The following is a 19,606-nucleotide window of genomic DNA, read 5'->3' as shown; positions in this document are numbered from 1 at the left end:
ACTACATTGGCTGGTAATGATGATGCGTGAATATAATCAGCTCTATCAACGGTTTGCCGCGTTTTGCCGCATTCGCTTGGGGCCGTACCAAAGCCAGAATCCGGTTACCGTAAACAGCAGCAGGGCCAGGCCGGTAATGGTAGTGTAAACGAGTTTGATCTGGCCGTCGCTGGTTCCGGCGTAGAAGTCGAGGATAGAGCCGTCGTGGATTTTCTCGATAAAGTCGGACCGTCGTTGTTCGATGTGGAGCAGTTTGCCGGTGGCGCCATCCAGCTGTACACCCCAGAAATGATCGGCAAACACGAATTTGACCATGCCTTTATCTTTCCGAACGTCGATCCGCTCCAGCTCCAGCGACAATTCGGGCGATATCGAGTCCTGTACTATCCGACAGGCGTTTTTATGCAGGCTATCGAGCGGCAGCCAGTCTGCCAGATTGGTCGATGTGCCTTTGTAGGATTTGGGGAGCAGGAGCCCACCGCTATTTTTCTTCCAGCCCAGCAGTAAACCGGTTACGGAGATAAACAAAAAGAACACAAATAACAGAGCCCCCGTTGTTCGATGTAGTTTTCTGGAAATCCGTAATACTTTGGCTTGCTGTTGTCTTTTCTGGCTCTCCGTCATAATGGATTGTAGAGGGTATTGCAGGGTTTTCAGCGCTGCATAAACTAAGCCGCAAACTACAGCGATTTCTGGTAAGAAGTAAGTACCGCCCAGGTTACTAAGACGTCGATGACGCTGCTCGCAGCAAGTAATGGATCGTTGAGCTGCGTATTAACACAAGGCGGTAATCAAGGCCCCAACCCGTTGATCAGGAAACGTGTTTTTAGCTTGAGGCTGAGTTGCTGAAGGACAGTCCTCCTGTTGTGTCTGTTTCGAGCATGAGAACGAACGGTGGTTCGTGTCAAACTCAATTACCCCGTTTGGGCGTGGTGCCGTACTGCTGTTTGTAGGCCTTGATGAAATGGGAGACGCTCTCGTAGCCGATCTCCATGCTGACTTCGGAGACGTTTTTGGTGGTGTTGCGGAGCAGAAATGAAGTGTATCTTACCGAATGACTATATTTGTTCATGGCATATCGATTAGATAGAAGCGCCTTTCATGCAGGTACCTTCGAGCAGACCGAGCAATATCACATGGCCTGCCAACCCACTGCATATGCTGATCGTTTACGTGTAGCCGCCTACTTGAACAGTGTGGCTTACCGCTACGATCCTGATAAACCGCCCCGCCTGGACAGAACCGCCTTCTCGGCGCGCAAGCACACCAGTTAGGATGGCAAATCTCTTCAATGATGATTTTCGTGATTTCCTGCACGCGCTGAAGGTGTGTGGCGTTCGCTACGTGTTGGTGGGTGGTTACTCGGTGATTCTACACGGGTATAGTCGAACCACGGGCGATATGGATATCTGGGTTGAGAAATCGGTTGACAACTATGCTCGTTTAGTCGAGGCTTTTGCGCTTTTTGGCATGCCAACATTTGACATGACGCTCGATAACTTCCTTAGCAATCCTGCTTTTGACGTATTCACATTTGGTCGTCAGCCAGTAGCTATTGACATCATTACCGCTATAAAAGGGCTTGTATTTGAAGAGTCGTATGAGCAGGCTTCCGACGTTGATGTGGAGGGTGTGCAGGTTCGGCTCATTCATTACAATCATTTACTTCAGGCCAAGCGAGCTGCCGGGCGCCCTCGTGATCAAAACGACATCGATAACCTTCGGCAGTCAAATCAATAGACAGTTTTTACTCAGTTACCCCGTTTGGGCGTGGTGCCGTACTGCTGTTTGTAGGCCTTGATGAAATGGGAAACGCTCTCGTAGCCGATCTCCATGCTGACTTCGGAGACGTTTTTGGTGGTGTTGCGGAGCAGAAAGTGGGCGTGCTCGAGCCGTCGCTGGCGGATCCAGTGGCCGGGCGAGGTATGAAACTGTGCTTCGAAGTCGCGTTTGAAGGCCGATAAGCTCCGCCCCGACAGCCGCGCCAGCTCGTCCATCGATAAGGGTTTGAGCAGGTAGGTATTCATCAGGTAGTTGAGATCCGCTTTCTGGCCCTGGTAAATGTGGAGCAGAATGGCCCGCAGCTGACCGCTTGTATCGAGTTCGAGCAGGTGGAGCAGTAACTCCTGAAACTTAAGCCGAAGCAGTTCGTTCAGAAACGGTGTGCCCGACCCGAAATACGGCAGCAGCGACTGAATAAATGTCGTAAAGGCTGGCGAAGAGGTCAGCGACAAAATAGGCTCGTCGGGCAGCGGACGGTGCCGGTCCTGAAAGAGGGAGAGGTGCTGGTTGACAAACTCCTTGAGCATCTTCTCATTAACGAAGAAGACCAGGCTTTTGTAGTTCGCGTCGATGGACTCGTTCATGGAGTAGCACCCCCGCTGAAAAAACAGGATCTGCCCTTTCCGGACGTGGAGCTCCTGGGTGGGCGAGTTGAATTTTTTCTCGCCTTCCAGCACAACGATTACGGCATGCTCCTCAAAAAAGACCTCGTTCCGCTCGGGATACACATCGCTCCGATACGCCACAAAAGTCATCTCCGAACCGTCGGACCGCGAACCGTCGGCCGGGTCGGTGCCAGGTCGGCGGATGCTCAGCGACGCAAACTGACTGGGCTGTATGGACGATGGGACGCGAAGCATGTAGCTATAATTTATTCAGCTCCTGCTCAACTAGTAAATCTATCCATTCCTTGTTTGAAGGAACTTCTGTCAAAATAGCATTCCAGATAATTTGATACTCAATACCCCAATAGTGGTGAATCAGCCGGTCGCGTAACTTGGCAAAGCCACTCCAGTTAAATTCAGGATTACTGAAACGAATGTCTTCGGGCACATTTTTACAAGCCTCTCCCACAATTTCGAAACTTCGGACAAAGGCCCGAATCAAATCGTCATTCGTAATAAAATCATCATAACTCATATCGGCTGACCGCCCCATTAAATACGTCAGTTCTCGTTGTATATGCTGTAAAAACTCAAGCGTTGAACGGGACATATTCGATCTCTTTTTCAACTTCTCGTTTAACAAACGAAGCCATTCCTTCCCAAGTAAGCAAGTCGACTTTTCGATTGAGAACCTTTTCCAGATAATCGGCCATGTTCATGAAATTCCGAAAGGTTTTTTTCCCTTCCTGAAATTCAACCACAAAGTCTACATCGCTATCCGGAGTCTGTTCATCTCTCACAAACGATCCAAATAATCCTAGTCGGGCTGCCCCAAACAATTCTATAGCTGATCGGTGCGAATGAACCCGCTCAAATACTTGCTGCTTATTGGTAACGGCCGTTTGCATAGGTGTTAATTGGGGACAGCCAAATTTAGATCAAAAACTGGAACAAATCGGGTTTGTCATTGACGTGCTCGAACACGATATTCTGGGCCTGCATACGCTGGATGAGCGGCTCAAAATCGTCGCGGTTTTTCAGTTCGATGCCGACCAGCGCGGGGCCGGTTTCGCGGTTGGTTTTCTTGGCGTACTCGAAGCGGGTAATATCGTCGGTGGGGCCGAGCACGTTCAGGAAGTCGCGGAAAGCACCGGAGCGTTGCGGAAACCGGATAATGAAATAATGTTTGAGCCCTTCGTACAGCAGCGACCGCTCCTTGATTTCTTCCGTACGGGTAATGTCATTGTTGCCGCCCCCTACCAGACAAACTACGTTTTTGCCTTTGATTTCGTCTTTCAGCAGATCGAGCGCGGCAATGCTGAGGGCGCCGGCGGGCTCGGCCACGATGGCTTCTTCGTTGTAGAGTTGCAGGATGGTTGTACAAACCTTACCCTCGGGTACCAGCACCACCCGGTCGAGGTTCTGGCGGCAGATTTCGAAGGTGATATCGCCCACGCGCTTCACGGCCGCTCCGTCGACGAACTTGTCGATATGGTCGAGCGGAACAACGTGGCCCTCATCCATCGATACTTTCATGGAAGGCGACCCCAGCGGTTCCACGCCGATCAGTTTGGTTTTAGGGCTAAGCTGCTTAAAAACCGTCGACACCCCCGAAGCCAGTCCGCCCCCGCCAATGGCCATCAGCACGTAATCGATCTTGAAACTGGCGTCTTTGAAAATTTCCAGTCCAACGGTTCCCTGGCCTTCCATCACCAGTATGTCGTCGAAGGGGTGAACAAAAGTGCTGTCGTGGGTCTGTACGTACTCGTTGGCAGCCATGTAGGCATCGTCGTAGGTATCGCCGATCAGGACCACGTCAACGAACTCTTTACCGAACAGTTTTACCTGCTTCACCTTCTGGTTTGGGGTGGTGGTAGGCATGAAAATCGTGCCTTTAACGCCCATTTTCCGGCAGGCATAGGCCAGGCCCTGCGCGTGGTTACCGGCGCTGGCGCAAACCACGCCTTTGGCGAGCGCTTCCTGAGGCAGCGACGCCATTTTGTTGTAGGCACCCCGAATCTTATACGACCGAACCACCTGCAGGTCTTCGCGCTTCAGAAAGATGTTGGCTTCGTAGCGATCCGACAGGTTCAGATTTTCCTGCAGGGGCGTATGGGTCGCAATGCCACGGAGCCGGTCGGCCGCGAGGTATATATTGTCGAGATCGGGAGCGAGGGTATGCTGATCGGTGTCTACCACGGCTGTTGCTGATGAGTGCTTTTTGTACAAAAATACAAAATCTCTGCCGGGGATAGGTAACGAGCCAAAAGCCCGTTAAGAAAACAAAGTAAGGATAACAGCCTCGGGGCTAAGGAAGCGGGTGGCTGTCCAAACCTGGCTCAAACCCGCAGCGAGCCACGAAAGCCACGGGCGGCATAGTAGGAGGGGGCGCTGTTGTGGAAAACAAAAACATGGCCGTAGCGATATTCGGCAAAGAGCGCACCGCCCAGTTTTCGGATAGCAGCCGGTGTCTGGATCCAGCTCGACGTTTTGGTATCGAAGGCGCCGAGTTGCTGCAGCGCCCGGTAGTGCTCCTCGGTGAGCAGGTCGATACCCAGTTCGGCCGCCAGATCGACCGCGTTATGTTCCGGCCTGTTCTCTTTTCTCGAGTCCTGACCCTGGCGGTCGTAACAAACGCTCCGACGACCTTTTGGGCTTTCGGCCGAACAGTCGTAAAAAACGTACTCGTCTGTCGCGCTGTCATACGCAACCACGTCGGGTTCGCCACCGGTCAATTCCATTTCGTTAAGCGACCATAATTTGGCTGGGTTCGCGTCCAGCTTTGCCGCCACGTCGGCCCAGGCAACGTCCCGATGACGGTTTTTGTTCTTCTCAAACCGCGCTTTCAACACACGGAGCATTTCTTCGCGTTGGTCTGGAGTCAAAACGGGTTGGTTTGCCGGGGCCATGCAGTTGAATTGTGTAGAGGTGGTTTATAGAACTAGGTCAGTTATCATGTGATAATCCCTATAATAGTCGCTGTTGTTTATTCTTTTGTTGTTTTTTTGTAGTCTTTAATAATCAAATAAATGGCTATAATGAATGTAATCAGGAAAAGTATATCTAACACAGGCATTTTGAAGCTGAGCGTTTGAAAATTAAAATGCCTTAGCAGCGTGGTTCCCAATGTGAACGCTACAATGATAAACACAACATTTACTCCCTTTTTGTTTTCCATGCGTTTGCTATTTTATAATGAAGTCGATCAAAAAACCTAGGAGAATGGCGGCTACAGTAAACGTTATCATGCCAAGCATATAAGCAAAGAATGCTTTCACATAATTTGTAATTTTATCCCTTCCGAAAAAACTGCCTATTGCCCAGGAACAGTAGATAATACCCACTAGGCCACCGATGGCCATCAAATTTGCTTTTGTTAATCCTTGTGCCAAAGCAAACAGAGCAAAAATCAGCATGCCTATTCCCATCACAAAGCAAAGTAGAATTAAAACCTCAAATAGGTTATAATTAGATTTTCTGAAGAATAGTTTTATCCACAAAGTAATGAATATACCCATAATGATGTTGGCATAGCCATAGTGCCCTTGTATCCACGAGAAAATTTTTACCGTTGTTGTTAATTCAGCGCCTTTAAATTTTACATAATCGTCTTCTATGTGAAAAAAACTGATTGCAACCGAATAGATTAATGAGGTTATAATGATGAAAATAATTGGCTTTACGAGTCGGTTCCTGTTCTCAGATAGATAATTTCTGACGTTTTGCCCCGGGTTTGTTATTAGCTCCCTGATTGTATACAAGATACCACGCTCAAAATGCAGCACATGTTCAATTTCATGAACAATGTAATGACCATCGATCCGTTTCAGATTCGTTGGATGTCCACAATCTGGACAATAATTTGAATGTACTTCGGTAGTACAGTTTTTACAGTTCATTTTGTTGGTCAATGTTTGTTGATTCTTTAATTAAAGTTGGTTTACTATCGTTGTCATAAATGCTAGATATGGATGATATGCCGACGTTCTGCTTTTCATATTATTGGTATTGAAATTAATTTAAAAAAATTTTAATATCAATTCTGATGGTTTGTGTTTTTCATCGACTGAAATCAAAACCAGTTATTGCTCATAAAAAGGCGTTTTATGCTATAACTTTTTTTTGTTTGCTAGTGTCGATTTAGTGGTTTGTAGCGATAATTATAAATTCATAAATATGCGAAATGTTCGTTATTTTATTTGTGATTCATAGCTATGACCTGTAAAGCTAACTATTCAAAAGAAAGTAGGTTGCTTCTTGGATTGTCAAGAGTTTCAATGTAAATTTTTACTTGCACTTAATGCTCTTTCATTTTTTTTTCATTCAATATGACTTAAAGCTTTTAGGCTGTAGGATAGATTATTTGTTGCTGTATCATGTTGGCAATATTGTTGTTGGCTAATGACTCTCAACTATATTCGATATCAGTTCCGCTTTAGAATAGGTATGTGGCAATGTAGTAGCGTAGACCAAATATATCAACAGTTTCGTTCAATTATGACCCTTCTACAAACAGCAATCGGGTAGTAGCTGGCCCGATGGCTGCTCTCTACCCGATTACTTGTCAACAGGTATTTGGTTTAGTTGCGCTCGGGCCGCAGGTTGCGCACGGCGGCACCGGCCTGCCACATTTCGGAGTCGCGGAGTTCAGCCAGCTCGACTTCCAGCTTCTCGCGGTAGTCGGGCTGCGAGTTGCGGGTGATGCTGATTTCGGCCTGCTCCTGCGATTTTACCGAGTTGTACAGTTGTTCGAAAACCGGCTTGGTGGCGTCGCGGAAGGGTTTCCACCAGTCGAGGGCACCGCGCTGGGCCGTGGTCGAGCAGTTAGCGTACATCCAGTCCATGCCGTTCTCGGCTACCAGCGGCATCAGCGACTGGGTTAGCTCTTCGACCGTTTCGTTGAAAGCCTCGGAGGGGCTGTGGCCATTGGCGCGCAGCACTTCGTACTGGGCCGCAAAAATACCCTGGATCGCGCCCATCAGCGTGCCGCGCTCACCCGTCAGGTCGGAGGTTACTTCTTTGTAGAAATCGGTTTCGAACAGGTAGCCTGAGCCAACGCCGATTCCCATGGCGATGCATTTCTCGCGAGCCTGGCCGCTGGCATCCTGATAAATGGCAAACGACGAGTTCAGGCCTTTTCCTTCTACAAACAACCGGCGCAGCGACGTACCCGAGCCTTTCGGCGCTACGAGGAATACGTCAACGTCGGCCGGGGGAACGATACCGGTTTTCTCTTTGTAGGTCACGCCGAAGCCGTGGGAGAAGTAGAGCGACTTACCCGGCTTCAGCGCGGCTTTTACCGTTGGCCACAGTTCGATCTGGGCGGCATCGGACAGCAGGAAGCAGATGATGGTGCCGCGCTCCAGCGCTTCGTCAATGTCAAACAGCGTTTCGCCCGGAACCCAGCCATCGGCCACAGCCTTGTCGAAGGTTTTCCCTTTGCGCTGGCCCACAATGACGTTGAAGCCGTTATCGCGCATGTTGAGCGACTGGCCAGGACCTTGTACACCGTAACCAATAACGGCGATCGTTTCGTTTTTAAGGGTTTCCAGCGCTTTCTCGAGCGGGAATTCTTCGCGGGTTACGACGTTTTCTACGGTTCCGCCGAAGTTAATTTGTGCCATTTGTGGTACTCTTTTTAGTTGTAAAAAAATAGTGGTTGCAATCGTGTTACTGCTGTCCCAGTGCCATTTCTGTTCTTTTGTCACTCCGACGCAGGAGGGATCCCAGCCCTTAGCAGTCCGGTCGATGACTATCCGTTGAGATCTCTCCTTCGGCGGGATGACAAAAGGAACGGGAGCGCAAAAGCCAGCCAGGACCCGGAGCGGCCCGGCGGTCTAGAGGTAGTAGGCCCATTCGGCTTCGGGCAGGTACTCGACCAGGCCCTGCTCCGTTTTGCCGACGGCGACCCGGCCCGACCGGACGAATTCCAGAATGTCGTGCTGCTGGCGGATGTAGGCAAAGAAATCGAAGATGTCCGTTTCGGTGCCGGTCTTCTCGACCACCACATAATCCAGCCCCCAGTATACGACCCAGGCTTTGTATTTGCTGTTGATCGTTTCGACGTCGAGGGGTTTGGCGCCCAGCGGAGTCGAAATCTTAAACATGGCAATTTCGTTGTAGACGATCTCGTCGTTGAGATAGCCGAAAACGGCCATTACTTCTACAATTTTCCGGATCTGCCGGACCAGCTTTTCCACTTCTTCGCGCGACTCGTGCTTGATTACGATCGTAAAACGCGATACTCCTTTCCGCTCGGTTTCGGATACGGTCAGGCTTTCAATATTGATGCGCCGGCGCGTGAAAATGATCGTGATGCGGTTCAGCAGCCCGATCGTATTCGACGTAAAAACGCAAATGGTGTAAGTTGTCATGGTATAAGACATTTATTGTCACTGAACCAGTCTGTCGGGAGCGGCCTAACTGCCGGGCACCCGCAGCCATAAGTAGTCAATGACGAATGGTCTGCCAACTTGATTGTTATAAACAAGCCCCGGGCGGGCGTGTGCGATCATACCCGTCAGGCAGCATCGCCACGCTGCACACTAGGCCAATCGAATCTGCGATACGCTGGTGCCGGCGGGTACCATCGGAAACACGTTTTCTTCTTTCTCCACAATGACTTCGAGCAGATACGGGCCGTCGTGGGCCAGCATCCGGTCGAGCGATTCGGACAGCGTCTCGCGCTCGGAACAGGTGTGCCCGTCCATACCGAAGCCTTTGGCAATGGTGATAAAATCCGGGTTTTGCAGTTCTACGAACGAGTAGCGCCGTTCGTGGAAGAGCTGCTGCCACTGCCGAACCATGCCCAGGAAGTTATTATTCAGGATGATTGCCTTAACGGGCTGTTTGTTTTGCACAATGGTGCCCAGCTCCTGCAGGGTCATCTGGAAACAGCCGTCGCCGATGATAGCCACTACTGTGCGGTCGGGCGCACCAACTTTGGTGCCGAACGCGGCCGGTAACGCAAAGCCCATCGTGCCCATGCCGCCCGACGTGACCAGGCTGTTGGGTCGACGGAACTGGTAATAGCGGGAGGCCATCATCTGATGCTGCCCTACGTCGGTAACCAGAACCGCTTCGCCGTTGGTTTTCTTCGACAGGAGATCAATGACCTCACCCATCTGGATTTTCTCACTGTCGCCCGAGAGGCTCGGCACGGTAATGGTCTCGTTTTCAATGACGTCGTACTTCCTGAACTCGTTTCGCCAAACGGTATGATCGTTGGGATGAACGAGCTTGAGCAGCGCCCTGAGGGCTTCTTTGGCATCGCCCACCACGGGCGCGTCGGCTTTGATGATCTTATCGATCTCGGAAGGATCGATCTCTATATGAATAACTTTAGCCTGCCTGATGTACTTGCTGGCGTCGCCCGTGACCCGATCGTCGAAGCGCATGCCGATGGCAATGATCACGTCGGCTTCGTCGGTCAATACGTTGGGGCCGTAGTTGCCGTGCATGCCGAGCCAGCCCACGTACAGCGGGTGATCGGTCGAAATGGTCGACTGGCCCAGCAGGGTAGTAGCTACCGGAATGCCGGTTTTCTCCGCAAACTGCCGCAGTTCGTCTTCAGCTTTTGCCAGCTGCACCCCGTGTCCGGCCAGGATGTAGGGTCGTTTGGCACCGTTGATCAGTTTGGCGGCTGCCTCAACCTGTTCGGGTTTAGGCACCATACGGGGCCGGTAGCTGATGATGGTCCTGCACCGCTCGTAGGAGTAGGGTTGCGTCATCAGCTCCAGCTGGGCACTTTTGGTGATATCGATCAGCACCGGTCCGGGACGACCCGACTGGGCGATGTAGAACGCCCGGGCTATGATTTCGGGAACTTCGTCGGCGGTGGTGATCTGATAGTTCCACTTCGTAATCGGCATGGTAACGCCCATCACATCGGCCTCCTGAAAGGCGTCGGTGCCGAGCAGCTTTTTACCGACCTGACCCACTATGCAAACCAGCGGGGTTGAGTCGATTAGGGCATCGGCAATGGGCGTAACGAGGTTGGTAGCACCCGGTCCGGAGGTGACCAGACACACGCCCGCCCGCCCCTGCATTCGGGCATAGCCCTGAGCGGCATGGCCTGCGCCCTGTTCATGACGCACGAGAATGTGGTTGATGCGGTCCTGAAAGTCGTACAGAGCGTCGTAGACGGGCATGATGGCACCGCCGGGGTAGCCGAAAATGGTATCGACCTGCTCGGCAACGAGGGAGTGCATCAGGGCCTGAGCGCCGGAGAGGAGCTGAACCGTCTCGGGCGTAGTATCTATATCGGGTGTCACGCTGGCCGTTTCCATAAGGGGGTGCGTTTGAATAGGTTCCGTTCGTTTGTTGAGTGCTGTTATTAGTTGCGGCTGGCAATCAGTAGCCCGGTCGACCAGGCCAGTTTGACCAGGTGCAGGTCGTGGCGGCCTTCGAGTTCGCGGACGAGTTTATCGACATTGTCGCCATGACCGTCGGGCCAGTTAGGTTGGGGCAGCATGTCGTCGAGTACGTACAGGCCACCCGGCGCCAGCGCGTTCAGGGTGGCGTCGAGATTGGCGTATTTGCCCGGCCAGGCGTCCGCAAAAATCAGGTCGAATGTCTGGTCGGTAGTTTCCAGCCAGTTTCCGGCGTCGGTGCATACGAGCTGAAGGCGGTCGTCGGCACCCAGGACCTGGCGGGCTATGGCCTGATAAGCCGGTTCGTTATCGATCGATGTCAGCGTTGAGTCGGCGTCCATACCGGCCAGGAGCCAGGCGGTAGCCAGTCCGGTACCCGTACCGATTTCCAGCAGCTTCGACTTGGGCTTCGAAGCCGCCAGCATTTTCAGTATCGCCCCCGTTTGCCGGTCCGATGGCATCGAGAAGCGAATGGTCTGGCTGGCCGCTTCAATGTCGGCATAGGCCGGGGGCAAAGTATGGATGTCGTCGCTGTACATGCTATAAGTCGTTTTCTCAGAATTCGTCGGTTACGCAGCCTTCGCTGGCCGACTTCACGTTCCGGATATATTTGCCCAGTACGCCCTTGCTGAACCGCGGCTGGGGCTGTACCCAGTGGCTTCGGCGCTCGGCCAGCTCGTCGTCCGATACGTGCAGGGTAAGCTCACGGCCAACGGCATCGAGCGTAATCAGATCACCATCTTTTACCAGCGCGATCGGTCCGCCCTCAAAGGCTTCGGGGGTGACGTGACCCACCACAAACCCGTGGGTGCCGCCCGAGAAGCGCCCGTCTGTGATCAGCGCTACTTTGTCGCCCAGGCCCGCGCCCATAATGGCCGAGGTGGGCTTCAGCATTTCGCTCATACCCGGACCGCCTTTAGGCCCGCTGTTCCGGATTACGATGACCTGACCCGGCAGAATTTCTCCTTTCGACAGCGCTTCGATGACTTCACCCTCGTGTTCGCAGACTTTGGCGACGCCTTCGAAGCGTTCGCCTTCCTTGCCCGTAATTTTGGCTACGGAGCCGGTAGGGGCGAGGTTGCCGCGCAGAATCTGAATATGGCCGGTTTTTTTGATCGGCTGGGTGAGCGGGAATACGATTTTCTGGGTATCGAAATTCAGGTCGGGCGCATCGGCGAGGTTTTCGGCAACCGTTTTGCCTGTTACGGTCATGCAGTCGCCGTGGATCATACCTTGCTGATAGAGGTATTTCATCACCGCCGGCACCCCGCCGATAGCCAGCATGTCTTCCATATAATACTTACCGCTGGGCTTCAGGTCGGCCAGTAAAGGCGTACGGTCGCTGATGGCCTGAATATCGTCGAGTGACAACGACAAGTTGGCGGCCCGGGCAATGGCGAGGTAGTGCAGTACCGCGTTGGTAGAGCCGCCGAGCGCCATAACGATGGTCAGGGCGTTCTCGATGGATTTGGGCGTAATGATGTCGGCCGGGGTGATATTCTGTTCGAGCAGCACGCGCATGGCGGCTCCGATCTTCTTACACTCTTCCTGTTTACCTTCGTGCGTAGCGGGGTAGCTGCTGCTAAAGGGCAGGCTGAGGCCCATTGCTTCGATGCTGCTGGCCATGGTGTTGGCCGTATACATCCCTCCGCAGGCTCCCGCGCCGGGAATGGCGTTTCGGATCACCCCTTCGTAATCTTCGTCGGAGATGTTGTTGGCATATTTTTTGCCAAGGGCCTCGAACGCCGACACAATATCGAGTTTCTGACCTTTGTAATGGCCCGAACGGATCGTGCCGCCGTAGACCATAATGCCGGGCCGGTCGAGACGAGCCATCGCCATAACGGCGCCGGGCATGTTTTTGTCGCAGCCAACTACGGTAACGACACCGTCGTACCACTGAGCCGCCACGACCGATTCGATGCTGTCGGCGATCAGATCGCGGCTGGGCAGCGAATACTGCATACCGGCGTTCCCGTTGGTCATGCCGTCTGATACACCGATGGTATTGAAAATAAGCCCGACCAGCCCATTAGCCTGAATGCCCTGTTTCACGTAAACGGATAATCCGTTCAGGTGCATGTTACAGGTATTTCCCTCATAACCGGTACTGGCTATACCGATCTGAGGCTTTTGCATATCATCTTCCGTGAGTCCTACCCCATACAGCATGGCTTTGGCAGCAGGATTGCTTACTTCCTGAGTGAGGGTGCGGCTAAATGCGTTTAGTTCGGTGTTTTTAGTAATCATGCTTATAGCGAAATTTCGCTGATTGCGTAATGTTGCCGTAAATAAACAGCCTCTGCTTAACTTATCAAAATTTTTGGCGCAAATCCTAACCAGAGCAATTCGTAGACTAACTGCAGTGCCTGTATCCTGTTTCGCTCTGCCAGGAAGGATCGGAGCCGTCTGTTGCGGATCTGTGATATTACTTTTACTTTGTACTTAATTTGGTGATTGATATCCCTTTGTAAATCCATGTTTATATGAAACAAACATGTACGCTGCTTCTGACTGCCGGTTTTTGTGCTACCCTTACTCTAGCACATGCTCAAAGTCAGATTGTAACCCCCGATAATCAGGTGGTCAGCATTCAATCTGTAAACGGTACGAACAACCTGTTCATTGGGCAGAGTACTACGGCCACGATTGGCGGAACCGGAACTTTCAATACGTTCATGGGGAGCCAGTCGGGGCAGAGCAATACCTCGGGTTCCTATAATACGTACTACGGCTACAAAGCGGGTTTTCCGAACACTACCGGTAGTAACAACACGCTGGTTGGTTACGAAGCCGGCAAGTTAAATGTATCGGGTAGCGACAATGTGTTTATCGGTTATAACGCCGGCCAGCGTAATCAGGGTGGTCACCGAAACGTGATCATGGGGACGGGGGCCGGGTTCAACGATCGGGACGGTAGCGACAATACACTGCTGGGCGCTAATGCTACGGCCATCGGGGTCGGTCTGTCGAATGCTACGGCGATCGGGGCCAATGCCCGTGTGCTGAGCAGCAATGCCCTCGTGCTGGGTAACGGCGCAAACGTCGGCATTGGTACCTCGTCGCCGGTGGCCAAACTCGACGTGGTGGCCGACCAGCCCGACCAGAGCGGCCTGCGCTTTGGCCAGCTGAACGACCGTAGCCCTGTTTCGGCTCGCACCGACCGGTTCCTGAGCGTCAACGAGCGGGGTGAGGTCGTGATGGCTACGTACCGGCTGCGTATCAATGAACCAGCCGACTGGGCCGACCGGGTTTTTGCGCCAACCTACCGGCTCCGATCTTTGAGCGAGGTGGCTCAGTTCATCAAAGCCAACCAGCATTTGCCGGGGGTTCCGTCGGCCGAGGAGGTCACCCGCGAGGGGGTCGATCTGGTGCAGATGAACGCCAAACTGCTGGAAAAAGTAGAGGAGTTGACCCTGTACGTGATTGAACTGCAACGGCAGGTGAATGAGCTGAAGTCGGCCGGTGCCGCTCAAAAGCCGGTTAAGTAAACGGGAGTCAGACCGCTTTCCCTTATTTTTGCGGCATGACAACCGAAACCGCTTCTCACTACGATCATCTTGAGCAGATGTCGGTCCACGACCTGCTTACCAATATTAACCGCGAAGACAAAACAGTACCGCTGGCGGTTGAAAAAGCCATTCCTCAAATTGAGGCTCTGGTCACCGAGATCGTCAAACGCATGAAAGAAGGCGGACGGCTGATCTACATCGGCGCTGGTACCAGCGGTCGGCTGGGGGTTGTAGATGCGTCAGAGTGTCCGCCCACCTACGGTGTATCGCCCGATCTGGTCATTGGCCTGATCGCCGGTGGCGACAAAGCCATTCGCCGGGCCGTTGAATATGCCGAAGATGATCCGGATCAGGCCTGGCTGGATATAGCACCTTATCATCCTGAACCGCTCGATACCGTGATTGGTATTGCCGCTTCGGGTCGTACGCCCTATGTGATTGGCGGCTTGGAGAAAGCCCGGGCGGCCGGATTGCTGACCGGTTGTGTGGTTTGTAACGAAGGGTCGGCGGTGGCGGCAGCGGCCGAATATCCGGTAGAGGTTGTGGTAGGCCCCGAGTTTGTTACGGGCAGCACCCGCATGAAGTCCGGTACGGCTCAGAAGCTGGTGCTCAACATGATCTCGACTTCGGCGATGATTCAGCTGGGCCGGGTGAAAGGTAATAAGATGGTCGACATGCAGTTATCAAACCTGAAACTGCGCGACCGGGCGGCCAAGATGGTCATCAGCGAAACCGGGGTCGACTACGAAACCGCCGAGCAGCTGCTGGCCCAGTACGGCAGCGTCCGCAACGCCGTCGATCACTACCTGAACCCCTGACGGCCTTTCCCGCCGGTGCCTGTCGATGGGCTAGGCCGGCCGTTTGCGCTGCCCCTTCTGGGGTAGTTTAGCACATTGCGATAAGGTCTGCGCTGTTTCGGCCAGGCTATGAATAAAAATACCAGGCTCAGCCGCTGGGGTCGCTCTAGCCGATGCCAGCGGCTGATTGGTTTGGTCGAGGACCATATGCCAGCCGGGCTGGGTCGGGTCGGGGAAATAGCGGAACACGTACTCCTGAATACGCCTGAACCACTTCAGACAGTCGGGCTGTCGGGTGTGGTAATAGCTTTTGATCAGGGCCGCGAGGGCTGTGGTATGAACCCAGGCCCATTTATGTCGCGAATCGGGAAAAATGGTCGGCTGGTTTTTCAGATCGGTGAAGGCCGCCAGGCCACCCGCGGTTTCGTCCCAGGCCTGTTCGCAGACACGCAGCCCCCAGCTTACGACCTGACTCGCCAGTTTACGAGCCCCATTCCGATCCTGAATAGCTGCCATCAGATCCGGCTCGGCGCATAAACTCAGCTGGGCACTCACCACCCGGAAGGTCAAGCCAACGTGTTGCCGACGACCTTCGGGCGTGTTCAGAAAAGCGCCCTCGGGCAGGATAAACTCGCGCAGGCTGTCAGAACGCCGGTCGAGAAATTCGGTCATCAGGTCGGCCTGTGCCGTTTCTACCGCGTCTTTAACCCCTTCTTCGTCCAGCAACGGCCAGATAGCCAGCACCGCTTCCAGCAAGGCTGCCGGCTCGCTCAGGTGACGCACCGACCGAAAGCCGCCAACGGTGCCGGCCTGTTCGGTACGGACCGAGAGTCGCCGGGCCAGCAGGTTGGCAAAGGTTTGTTTGGCCAGCATAGCCCATTCATCGTTGCCGGTGGCCCGGTATAGCTGAACGTAGGCCATTACCGCCGAGCAGTCCGGTACCAAATCAGTCGCGGGGGCGATCGGTCGCCCCAGCCGATCCAGGATGCTGTAACAGTTGAGCGTCGGATCGTGGGCAAACTGGCTCAGAAAATCGCCCCCCCGTTGTGCATGCTGAAGATAAGCGGGCTGGGCGTCGAGCTGGTTATACAACCAGGCGAAAACCCAGGCTTGCCGGGCCTGCGCCGTAACGAACTTATCGCCTTCAATGACCTCACCCGTTGTCGATAGCAGGTCGAAGTAGCCTCCGTACTGGGGGTCAGGGGCGTTTTTAAGGTAAAAAGGAAGGATCTGCCGGGTCAGGGCCTGTACATAGTCGGCAGCGGATTTCTGGAAGTCAAGCACAAGGGTAAAGATAAGCGCCCGGCCAAACGAAGCAGGCGGGCTGGAACAGAATTTATCCGCTCCAGCCCGCCTGTTGTGTCTATGTTGCTGTTAGTAAGACCGCTCCAGCTCACGCTGTTCTTTGTCTTCGGGCAGAATAAACTTCATGGGTTTACCAACCTGACCGGGCAGCAGCGCAATGTCGAGTACCTGATCAACGGTATCGGCATAATGGAACGTCAGGTCTTTGATGTAAGCCAGATTGATCTCGTCGATGTCTTTCCGGTTCTTCGAACACAGGATGATCTCCTTGATGCCCGCCCGGTTAGCCGCCAGGATTTTCTCTTTGATACCGCCAACGGGCAGCACTTTGCCGCGCAGGGTTACCTCGCCGGTCATGGCCAGGTACGGCCGAACCTTACGCTGGGTATAGATCGACGCCATCGATGTCAGCATAGTGATACCAGCCGACGGGCCATCTTTAGGAACAGCCCCCGCCGGTATATGTACGTGCAGATCATAATGGTTGAACGTGCGGTAGTCGATGCCCAGATCGTCGGCATGGGCCTTCAGGTACGACAACGCCGTTATAGCCGACTCTTTCATCACATCGCCCAGCTGGCCCGATAACGTCAGGGTTCCTTTGCCGCGACTCAGGCTGCTTTCGATCAGCAGAATTTCGCCACCTACCTGGGTCCAGGCCAGGCCGGTAACGATGCCCGCAATGTCGTCGTCGGCGTAGAGTTCTTTGTCGAAAATCTCGGCCCCGATCATTTTCGGGATGTCCGCTGCTTTCACGACATGGTTATATTCTTCTTCCATCGCGATCGATTTGGCCACTTTCCGGACTAGGGCGCCGATTTTCTGCTCCAGATTCCGGACGCCCGACTCGCGGGTGTAGCCTTCAATGATGCGCAGAATGGCTTTATCTTCGATGACCAGATCTTTGGGTTTCAGCCCGTGATCTTTGCGTTGTTTCGGAATCAGGTACTTCTTGGCGATCTGTACTTTTTCTTCGACCGTATAGCCCGCAATATCGATGATCTCCATCCGGTCGCGAAGGGCGGGGTGGATGGTATCGAGCGAGTTGGCCGTGGCAATGAACAGCACCCGCGACAGATCGAATTCTGTTTCGAGGTAGTTGTCCATAAACGTGCTGTTCTGCTCCGGGTCAAGTACTTCGAGCAGGGCCGACGACGGATCACCGCGGAAGTCGCTGCTGACCTTGTCGATCTCGTCCAGAATAAAAACCGGATTGGCCGTGGCGCACTTGCGGATGTTCTGGATAATCTTGCCCGGCATGGCACCGATGTACGTTTTGCGGTGGCCGCGGATTTCGGCTTCGTCGTGTACACCACCGAGTGCCATGCGGCTGTATTTACGCCCGAGTGCTTTGGCAACCGATTTGCCCAGGGAGGTTTTGCCGACGCCCGGCGGGCCATACAGACACAGGATCGGCGCCTTCATGTCGTTCTTCAGCTTCAGAACGGCCAGGTATTCGATAATCCGTTCCTTTACCTTCTCGAGCCCGAAATGGTCGGTATCCAGAATTTTCTGCGCCCGTTTCAGGTCAAAATTGTCTTTCGTATACTCATTCCAGGGCAGGTCGACCATTAGCTCCACGTAATTCATCGTGACCGGATATTCCGGAGCCATGGGATTGATGCGCTGTAGTTTGTTGAGTTCCTTATCGAAATGAGTCCGCACTTCGGTCGACCATTTTTTCCGATCGGCCCGCATCCGCAACTCGTCGATTTCCCGGTCGGGGTTATCGATGCCCAGCTCGTCCTGCAGTACTTTCATCTGCTGCCGCAGGTAGTAATCGCGCTGTTGCTGATCGAGGTCCGACGACGCTTTGGACTGAATTTCGCGCTTGAGTTCGAGCAGTTGCACCTCGCGCAGCATGTACTCGAGCAGGAGGTTTGCCTGCTGACCACCGTCCAGCGTTTCGAGCAGCCGCTGTTTGTCGGCTACCTCCGTATTAAGGTTCGATGAGAGGAAGTGAACCAGAAAGGTAGGGCTTTCAATATTGTCGAGAGCAATCCGGGCTTCCTGCGGAATTTCGGGATTGAGCCGAAGCATCTTGTAGGCCGCATCCTTCAGCGACTGCAGCAGTGCCTTGCCTTCTTTGCGGTGTACGTTCGGGAAGTTATCGTCGACCTGACGGACCTGAGCCGTCAGGTACGGATCTTCCTGGGTGAACTGCTGAATTTCAAACCGCTTCTTACCCTGAATAATAATCGTGATGTTGCCGTCGGGCAGCGTAATCATCTTGATAATGTACGCTACCGTACCGAGCCGGTAGAGGTCATCGGGGGTCGGTTCATCTTTCTGCTGGTTAAGCTGGGCTGTTACACCAATGATGCGATTACCCTTGTAGGCTTTCTTGACAAGACGAATTGACTTAGAGCGCCCAACCGTTACGGGAATAACCATGCCGGGAAACAGCACGGTATTACGTACGGGCAGAATGGGCAGATTATCGGGTATATCATACTCCTCATCCAGGCCTTCTGGGGGTCCGAACGGCACAATCTCCAAATTGTCCGAATCGAAATCGGCCAGCAACAAACGAGTAGCTAATTCTTTTTCTGAAATCATACGTACACTGCCAGTTTGGCAGCATTCAAACTAGTATTGGGTGTCTGTATCAATAAAAGGTAAGGAAACCTAATTGGGGCAAGAGGTGTGCCAATAATAACAGTAAGACGAATCGGCACGTGGGTTGTTACAGCCGCAAAATAAGTATCCAATCCCCGGCTTAGCTAACGGGCTTGAGCTATTGGATAGAAATCTCCTGAACGGACTGATTTTTACGAAAAACGAAGGTCTTTTTCTGCCCCTGGTACTGAACGTTAACCATATTGACCTGATCATCAAACAATTCCATAAAGACATTTTGCCTTAACAGCCCCCCTCTGAATGGCTCTGCATAAGGCATTTCCAGATACAGCCAGTGAGCATCGGCTTCGGTTTCGTAACCGATGTACTGAAACGGCTTCGGCTGCTTCTGTGGATTTACGTAGGCAAAGTGGGTACGGATATATTTCTCGATCAGCGGATCTGTCTTGGCTTTCGAGTCGAGATTGATTTTCTCGCTCGTCAGCGTACCCAGCGCCTTTTCCAGGTCGTCGGTGAAAACCCGGATACTGATCTCAAAAACCCGGTCTTTCGGGTTGTACTGCATTTGCGTCACGCTGGCATGGAAGTCGTGCGCCGGTCGACCAGCCGACAGTCCAATGATAAGAAAGCAGAGGCACGCCAATCTGAACACA

18 protein-coding genes and 1 pseudogene are annotated in these 19,606 nt (G+C 53.1%); 3 read left to right on the top strand and 16 right to left on the bottom strand.

What is annotated here, in order from left to right; genetic code table 11:
* Positions 1–45: 45 nt before the first annotated feature.
* Both EQG79_RS25565 and EQG79_RS25560 read right to left on the bottom strand, forming a co-directional pair.
* A complete protein-coding gene (locus tag EQG79_RS25565; RefSeq protein ID WP_236648902.1) occupies positions 46–537 on the bottom strand; it encodes a PepSY domain-containing protein in 492 nt (163 codons plus the stop codon).
* 373 nt (positions 538–910) lie between these two features.
* Positions 911–1,039 (bottom strand): annotated as a pseudogene (locus tag EQG79_RS25560) (helix-turn-helix domain-containing protein); the annotation flags it as partial.
* Positions 1,040–1,275: 236 nt separating this feature from the next.
* Between EQG79_RS25560 and EQG79_RS25550 the strand changes: the two are divergent.
* The gene (locus tag EQG79_RS25550; RefSeq protein ID WP_129605423.1) at positions 1,276–1,740 is read left to right on the top strand and encodes a nucleotidyltransferase; all 465 of its coding nucleotides are present in this window, start codon (positions 1,276–1,278) and stop codon (positions 1,738–1,740) included.
* Positions 1,741–1,751: 11 nt separating this feature from the next.
* Here EQG79_RS25550 and EQG79_RS25545 read toward each other — a convergent pair whose 3' ends face one another.
* From EQG79_RS25545 to ilvD, 11 genes are all read right to left on the bottom strand, one after another.
* Positions 1,752–2,642, bottom strand: coding sequence for a helix-turn-helix transcriptional regulator (locus EQG79_RS25545; protein ID WP_129605421.1), 891 nt, complete (start codon positions 2,640–2,642; stop codon positions 1,752–1,754).
* Positions 2,643–2,646: 4 nt separating this feature from the next.
* Complete coding sequence (locus tag EQG79_RS25540; RefSeq protein ID WP_077923625.1) at positions 2,647–2,997, bottom strand: HepT-like ribonuclease domain-containing protein; 351 nt, start codon at positions 2,995–2,997, stop codon at positions 2,647–2,649.
* Positions 2,978–3,295: a nucleotidyltransferase family protein gene (locus EQG79_RS25535; RefSeq protein WP_077923626.1), complete on the bottom strand. Its 318-nt coding sequence runs from the start codon at positions 3,293–3,295 to the stop codon at positions 2,978–2,980. The genes EQG79_RS25540 and EQG79_RS25535 overlap by 20 nt, the downstream gene beginning before the upstream one ends.
* Positions 3,296–3,320: 25 nt before the next feature.
* Positions 3,321–4,586, bottom strand: a complete 1,266-nt coding sequence (ilvA, locus tag EQG79_RS25530) for a threonine ammonia-lyase (protein WP_129605419.1) — start codon at positions 4,584–4,586, stop codon at positions 3,321–3,323.
* A gap of 140 nt (positions 4,587–4,726) precedes the next feature.
* Positions 4,727–5,296: a DUF4256 domain-containing protein gene (locus EQG79_RS25525; RefSeq protein ID WP_129605417.1), complete on the bottom strand. Its 570-nt coding sequence runs from the start codon at positions 5,294–5,296 to the stop codon at positions 4,727–4,729.
* Positions 5,297–5,572: 276 nt separating this feature from the next.
* Positions 5,573–6,286: a DUF3667 domain-containing protein gene (locus tag EQG79_RS25515; RefSeq protein WP_129605415.1), complete on the bottom strand. Its 714-nt coding sequence runs from the start codon at positions 6,284–6,286 to the stop codon at positions 5,573–5,575.
* A gap of 681 nt (positions 6,287–6,967) precedes the next feature.
* Positions 6,968–8,011 (bottom strand): ketol-acid reductoisomerase, encoded by a 1,044-nt coding sequence (gene ilvC / locus EQG79_RS25510; RefSeq protein ID WP_077923631.1) that lies wholly within the window; start codon positions 8,009–8,011, stop codon positions 6,968–6,970.
* Positions 8,012–8,224: 213 nt separating this feature from the next.
* Positions 8,225–8,761: an acetolactate synthase small subunit gene (gene ilvN, locus EQG79_RS25505; protein WP_077923757.1), complete on the bottom strand. Its 537-nt coding sequence runs from the start codon at positions 8,759–8,761 to the stop codon at positions 8,225–8,227.
* 171 nt (positions 8,762–8,932) lie between these two features.
* Positions 8,933–10,675 carry a biosynthetic-type acetolactate synthase large subunit gene (gene ilvB / locus EQG79_RS25500; RefSeq protein ID WP_077923632.1) on the bottom strand — a complete coding sequence of 581 codons (1,743 nt, stop codon included), beginning with the start codon at positions 10,673–10,675 and terminating at the stop codon, positions 8,933–8,935.
* Positions 10,676–10,722: 47 nt separating this feature from the next.
* Positions 10,723–11,298 carry an O-methyltransferase gene (locus EQG79_RS25495; protein ID WP_129605414.1) on the bottom strand — a complete coding sequence of 192 codons (576 nt, stop codon included), beginning with the start codon at positions 11,296–11,298 and terminating at the stop codon, positions 10,723–10,725.
* Positions 11,299–11,314: 16 nt separating this feature from the next.
* Positions 11,315–13,009 (bottom strand): dihydroxy-acid dehydratase, encoded by a 1,695-nt coding sequence (gene ilvD, locus EQG79_RS25490; protein WP_129605412.1) that lies wholly within the window; start codon positions 13,007–13,009, stop codon positions 11,315–11,317.
* A gap of 236 nt (positions 13,010–13,245) precedes the next feature.
* On the opposite strand from ilvD, the gene EQG79_RS25485 reads away from it, so the two are divergent.
* Entirely contained in the window at positions 13,246–14,250 is a 1,005-nt protein-coding gene (locus EQG79_RS25485; RefSeq protein ID WP_129605410.1) for a hypothetical protein, read from the top strand.
* 35 nt (positions 14,251–14,285) lie between these two features.
* Complete coding sequence (murQ, locus tag EQG79_RS25480) at positions 14,286–15,089, top strand: N-acetylmuramic acid 6-phosphate etherase (RefSeq protein ID WP_129605409.1); 804 nt, start codon at positions 14,286–14,288, stop codon at positions 15,087–15,089.
* 30 nt (positions 15,090–15,119) lie between these two features.
* Here murQ and EQG79_RS25475 read toward each other — a convergent pair whose 3' ends face one another.
* The 3 genes from EQG79_RS25475 to EQG79_RS25465 form a co-directional block, all read right to left on the bottom strand.
* Positions 15,120–16,352, bottom strand: coding sequence for an AGE family epimerase/isomerase (locus tag EQG79_RS25475; RefSeq protein ID WP_129605407.1), 1,233 nt, complete (start codon positions 16,350–16,352; stop codon positions 15,120–15,122).
* Between the two features lie 90 nt (positions 16,353–16,442).
* Positions 16,443–18,932 (bottom strand): endopeptidase La, encoded by a 2,490-nt coding sequence (lon, locus tag EQG79_RS25470; RefSeq protein ID WP_077923638.1) that lies wholly within the window; start codon positions 18,930–18,932, stop codon positions 16,443–16,445.
* 178 nt (positions 18,933–19,110) lie between these two features.
* Positions 19,111–19,605 (bottom strand): DUF6702 family protein, encoded by a 495-nt coding sequence (locus EQG79_RS25465; protein WP_240699449.1) that lies wholly within the window; start codon positions 19,603–19,605, stop codon positions 19,111–19,113.
* Position 19,606: the final 1 nt, after the last annotated feature.

The organism is Spirosoma sordidisoli, from assembly GCF_004138325.1.
GTDB classification, from domain to species: Bacteria; Bacteroidota; Bacteroidia; order Cytophagales; family Spirosomataceae; genus Spirosoma; species Spirosoma sordidisoli.
The sequence above is the reverse complement of the archived record's forward strand: the minus strand, read 5'-3'. Positions and strand labels throughout refer to the sequence as shown.

Bases quoted from the DNA above. Each gene is read 5' to 3' on its own strand.
- EQG79_RS25525 (WP_129605417.1), bottom strand. From the start codon at position 5,296: ATGGCCCCGGCAAACCAACCCGTTTTGACTCCAGACCAACGCGAAGAA.
- EQG79_RS25495 (WP_129605414.1), bottom strand. From the start codon at position 11,298: ATGTACAGCGACGACATCCATACTTTGCCCCCGGCCTATGCCGACATT.
- EQG79_RS25485 (WP_129605410.1), top strand. From the start codon at position 13,246: ATGAAACAAACATGTACGCTGCTTCTGACTGCCGGTTTTTGTGCTACC.
- EQG79_RS25540 (WP_077923625.1), bottom strand. From the start codon at position 2,997: ATGTCCCGTTCAACGCTTGAGTTTTTACAGCATATACAACGAGAACTG.
- ilvC (WP_077923631.1), bottom strand. From the start codon at position 8,011: ATGGCACAAATTAACTTCGGCGGAACCGTAGAAAACGTCGTAACCCGC.
- EQG79_RS25545 (WP_129605421.1), bottom strand. From the start codon at position 2,642: ATGCTTCGCGTCCCATCGTCCATACAGCCCAGTCAGTTTGCGTCGCTG.
- lon (WP_077923638.1), bottom strand. From the start codon at position 18,932: ATGATTTCAGAAAAAGAATTAGCTACTCGTTTGTTGCTGGCCGATTTC.
- ilvN (WP_077923757.1), bottom strand. From the start codon at position 8,761: ATGACAACTTACACCATTTGCGTTTTTACGTCGAATACGATCGGGCTG.
- EQG79_RS25515 (WP_129605415.1), bottom strand. From the start codon at position 6,286: ATGAACTGTAAAAACTGTACTACCGAAGTACATTCAAATTATTGTCCA.
- ilvB (WP_077923632.1), bottom strand. From the start codon at position 10,675: ATGGAAACGGCCAGCGTGACACCCGATATAGATACTACGCCCGAGACG.
- EQG79_RS25535 (WP_077923626.1), bottom strand. From the start codon at position 3,295: ATGCAAACGGCCGTTACCAATAAGCAGCAAGTATTTGAGCGGGTTCAT.
- EQG79_RS25550 (WP_129605423.1), top strand. From the start codon at position 1,276: ATGGCAAATCTCTTCAATGATGATTTTCGTGATTTCCTGCACGCGCTG.
- murQ (WP_129605409.1), top strand. From the start codon at position 14,286: ATGACAACCGAAACCGCTTCTCACTACGATCATCTTGAGCAGATGTCG.
- ilvD (WP_129605412.1), bottom strand. From the start codon at position 13,009: ATGATTACTAAAAACACCGAACTAAACGCATTTAGCCGCACCCTCACT.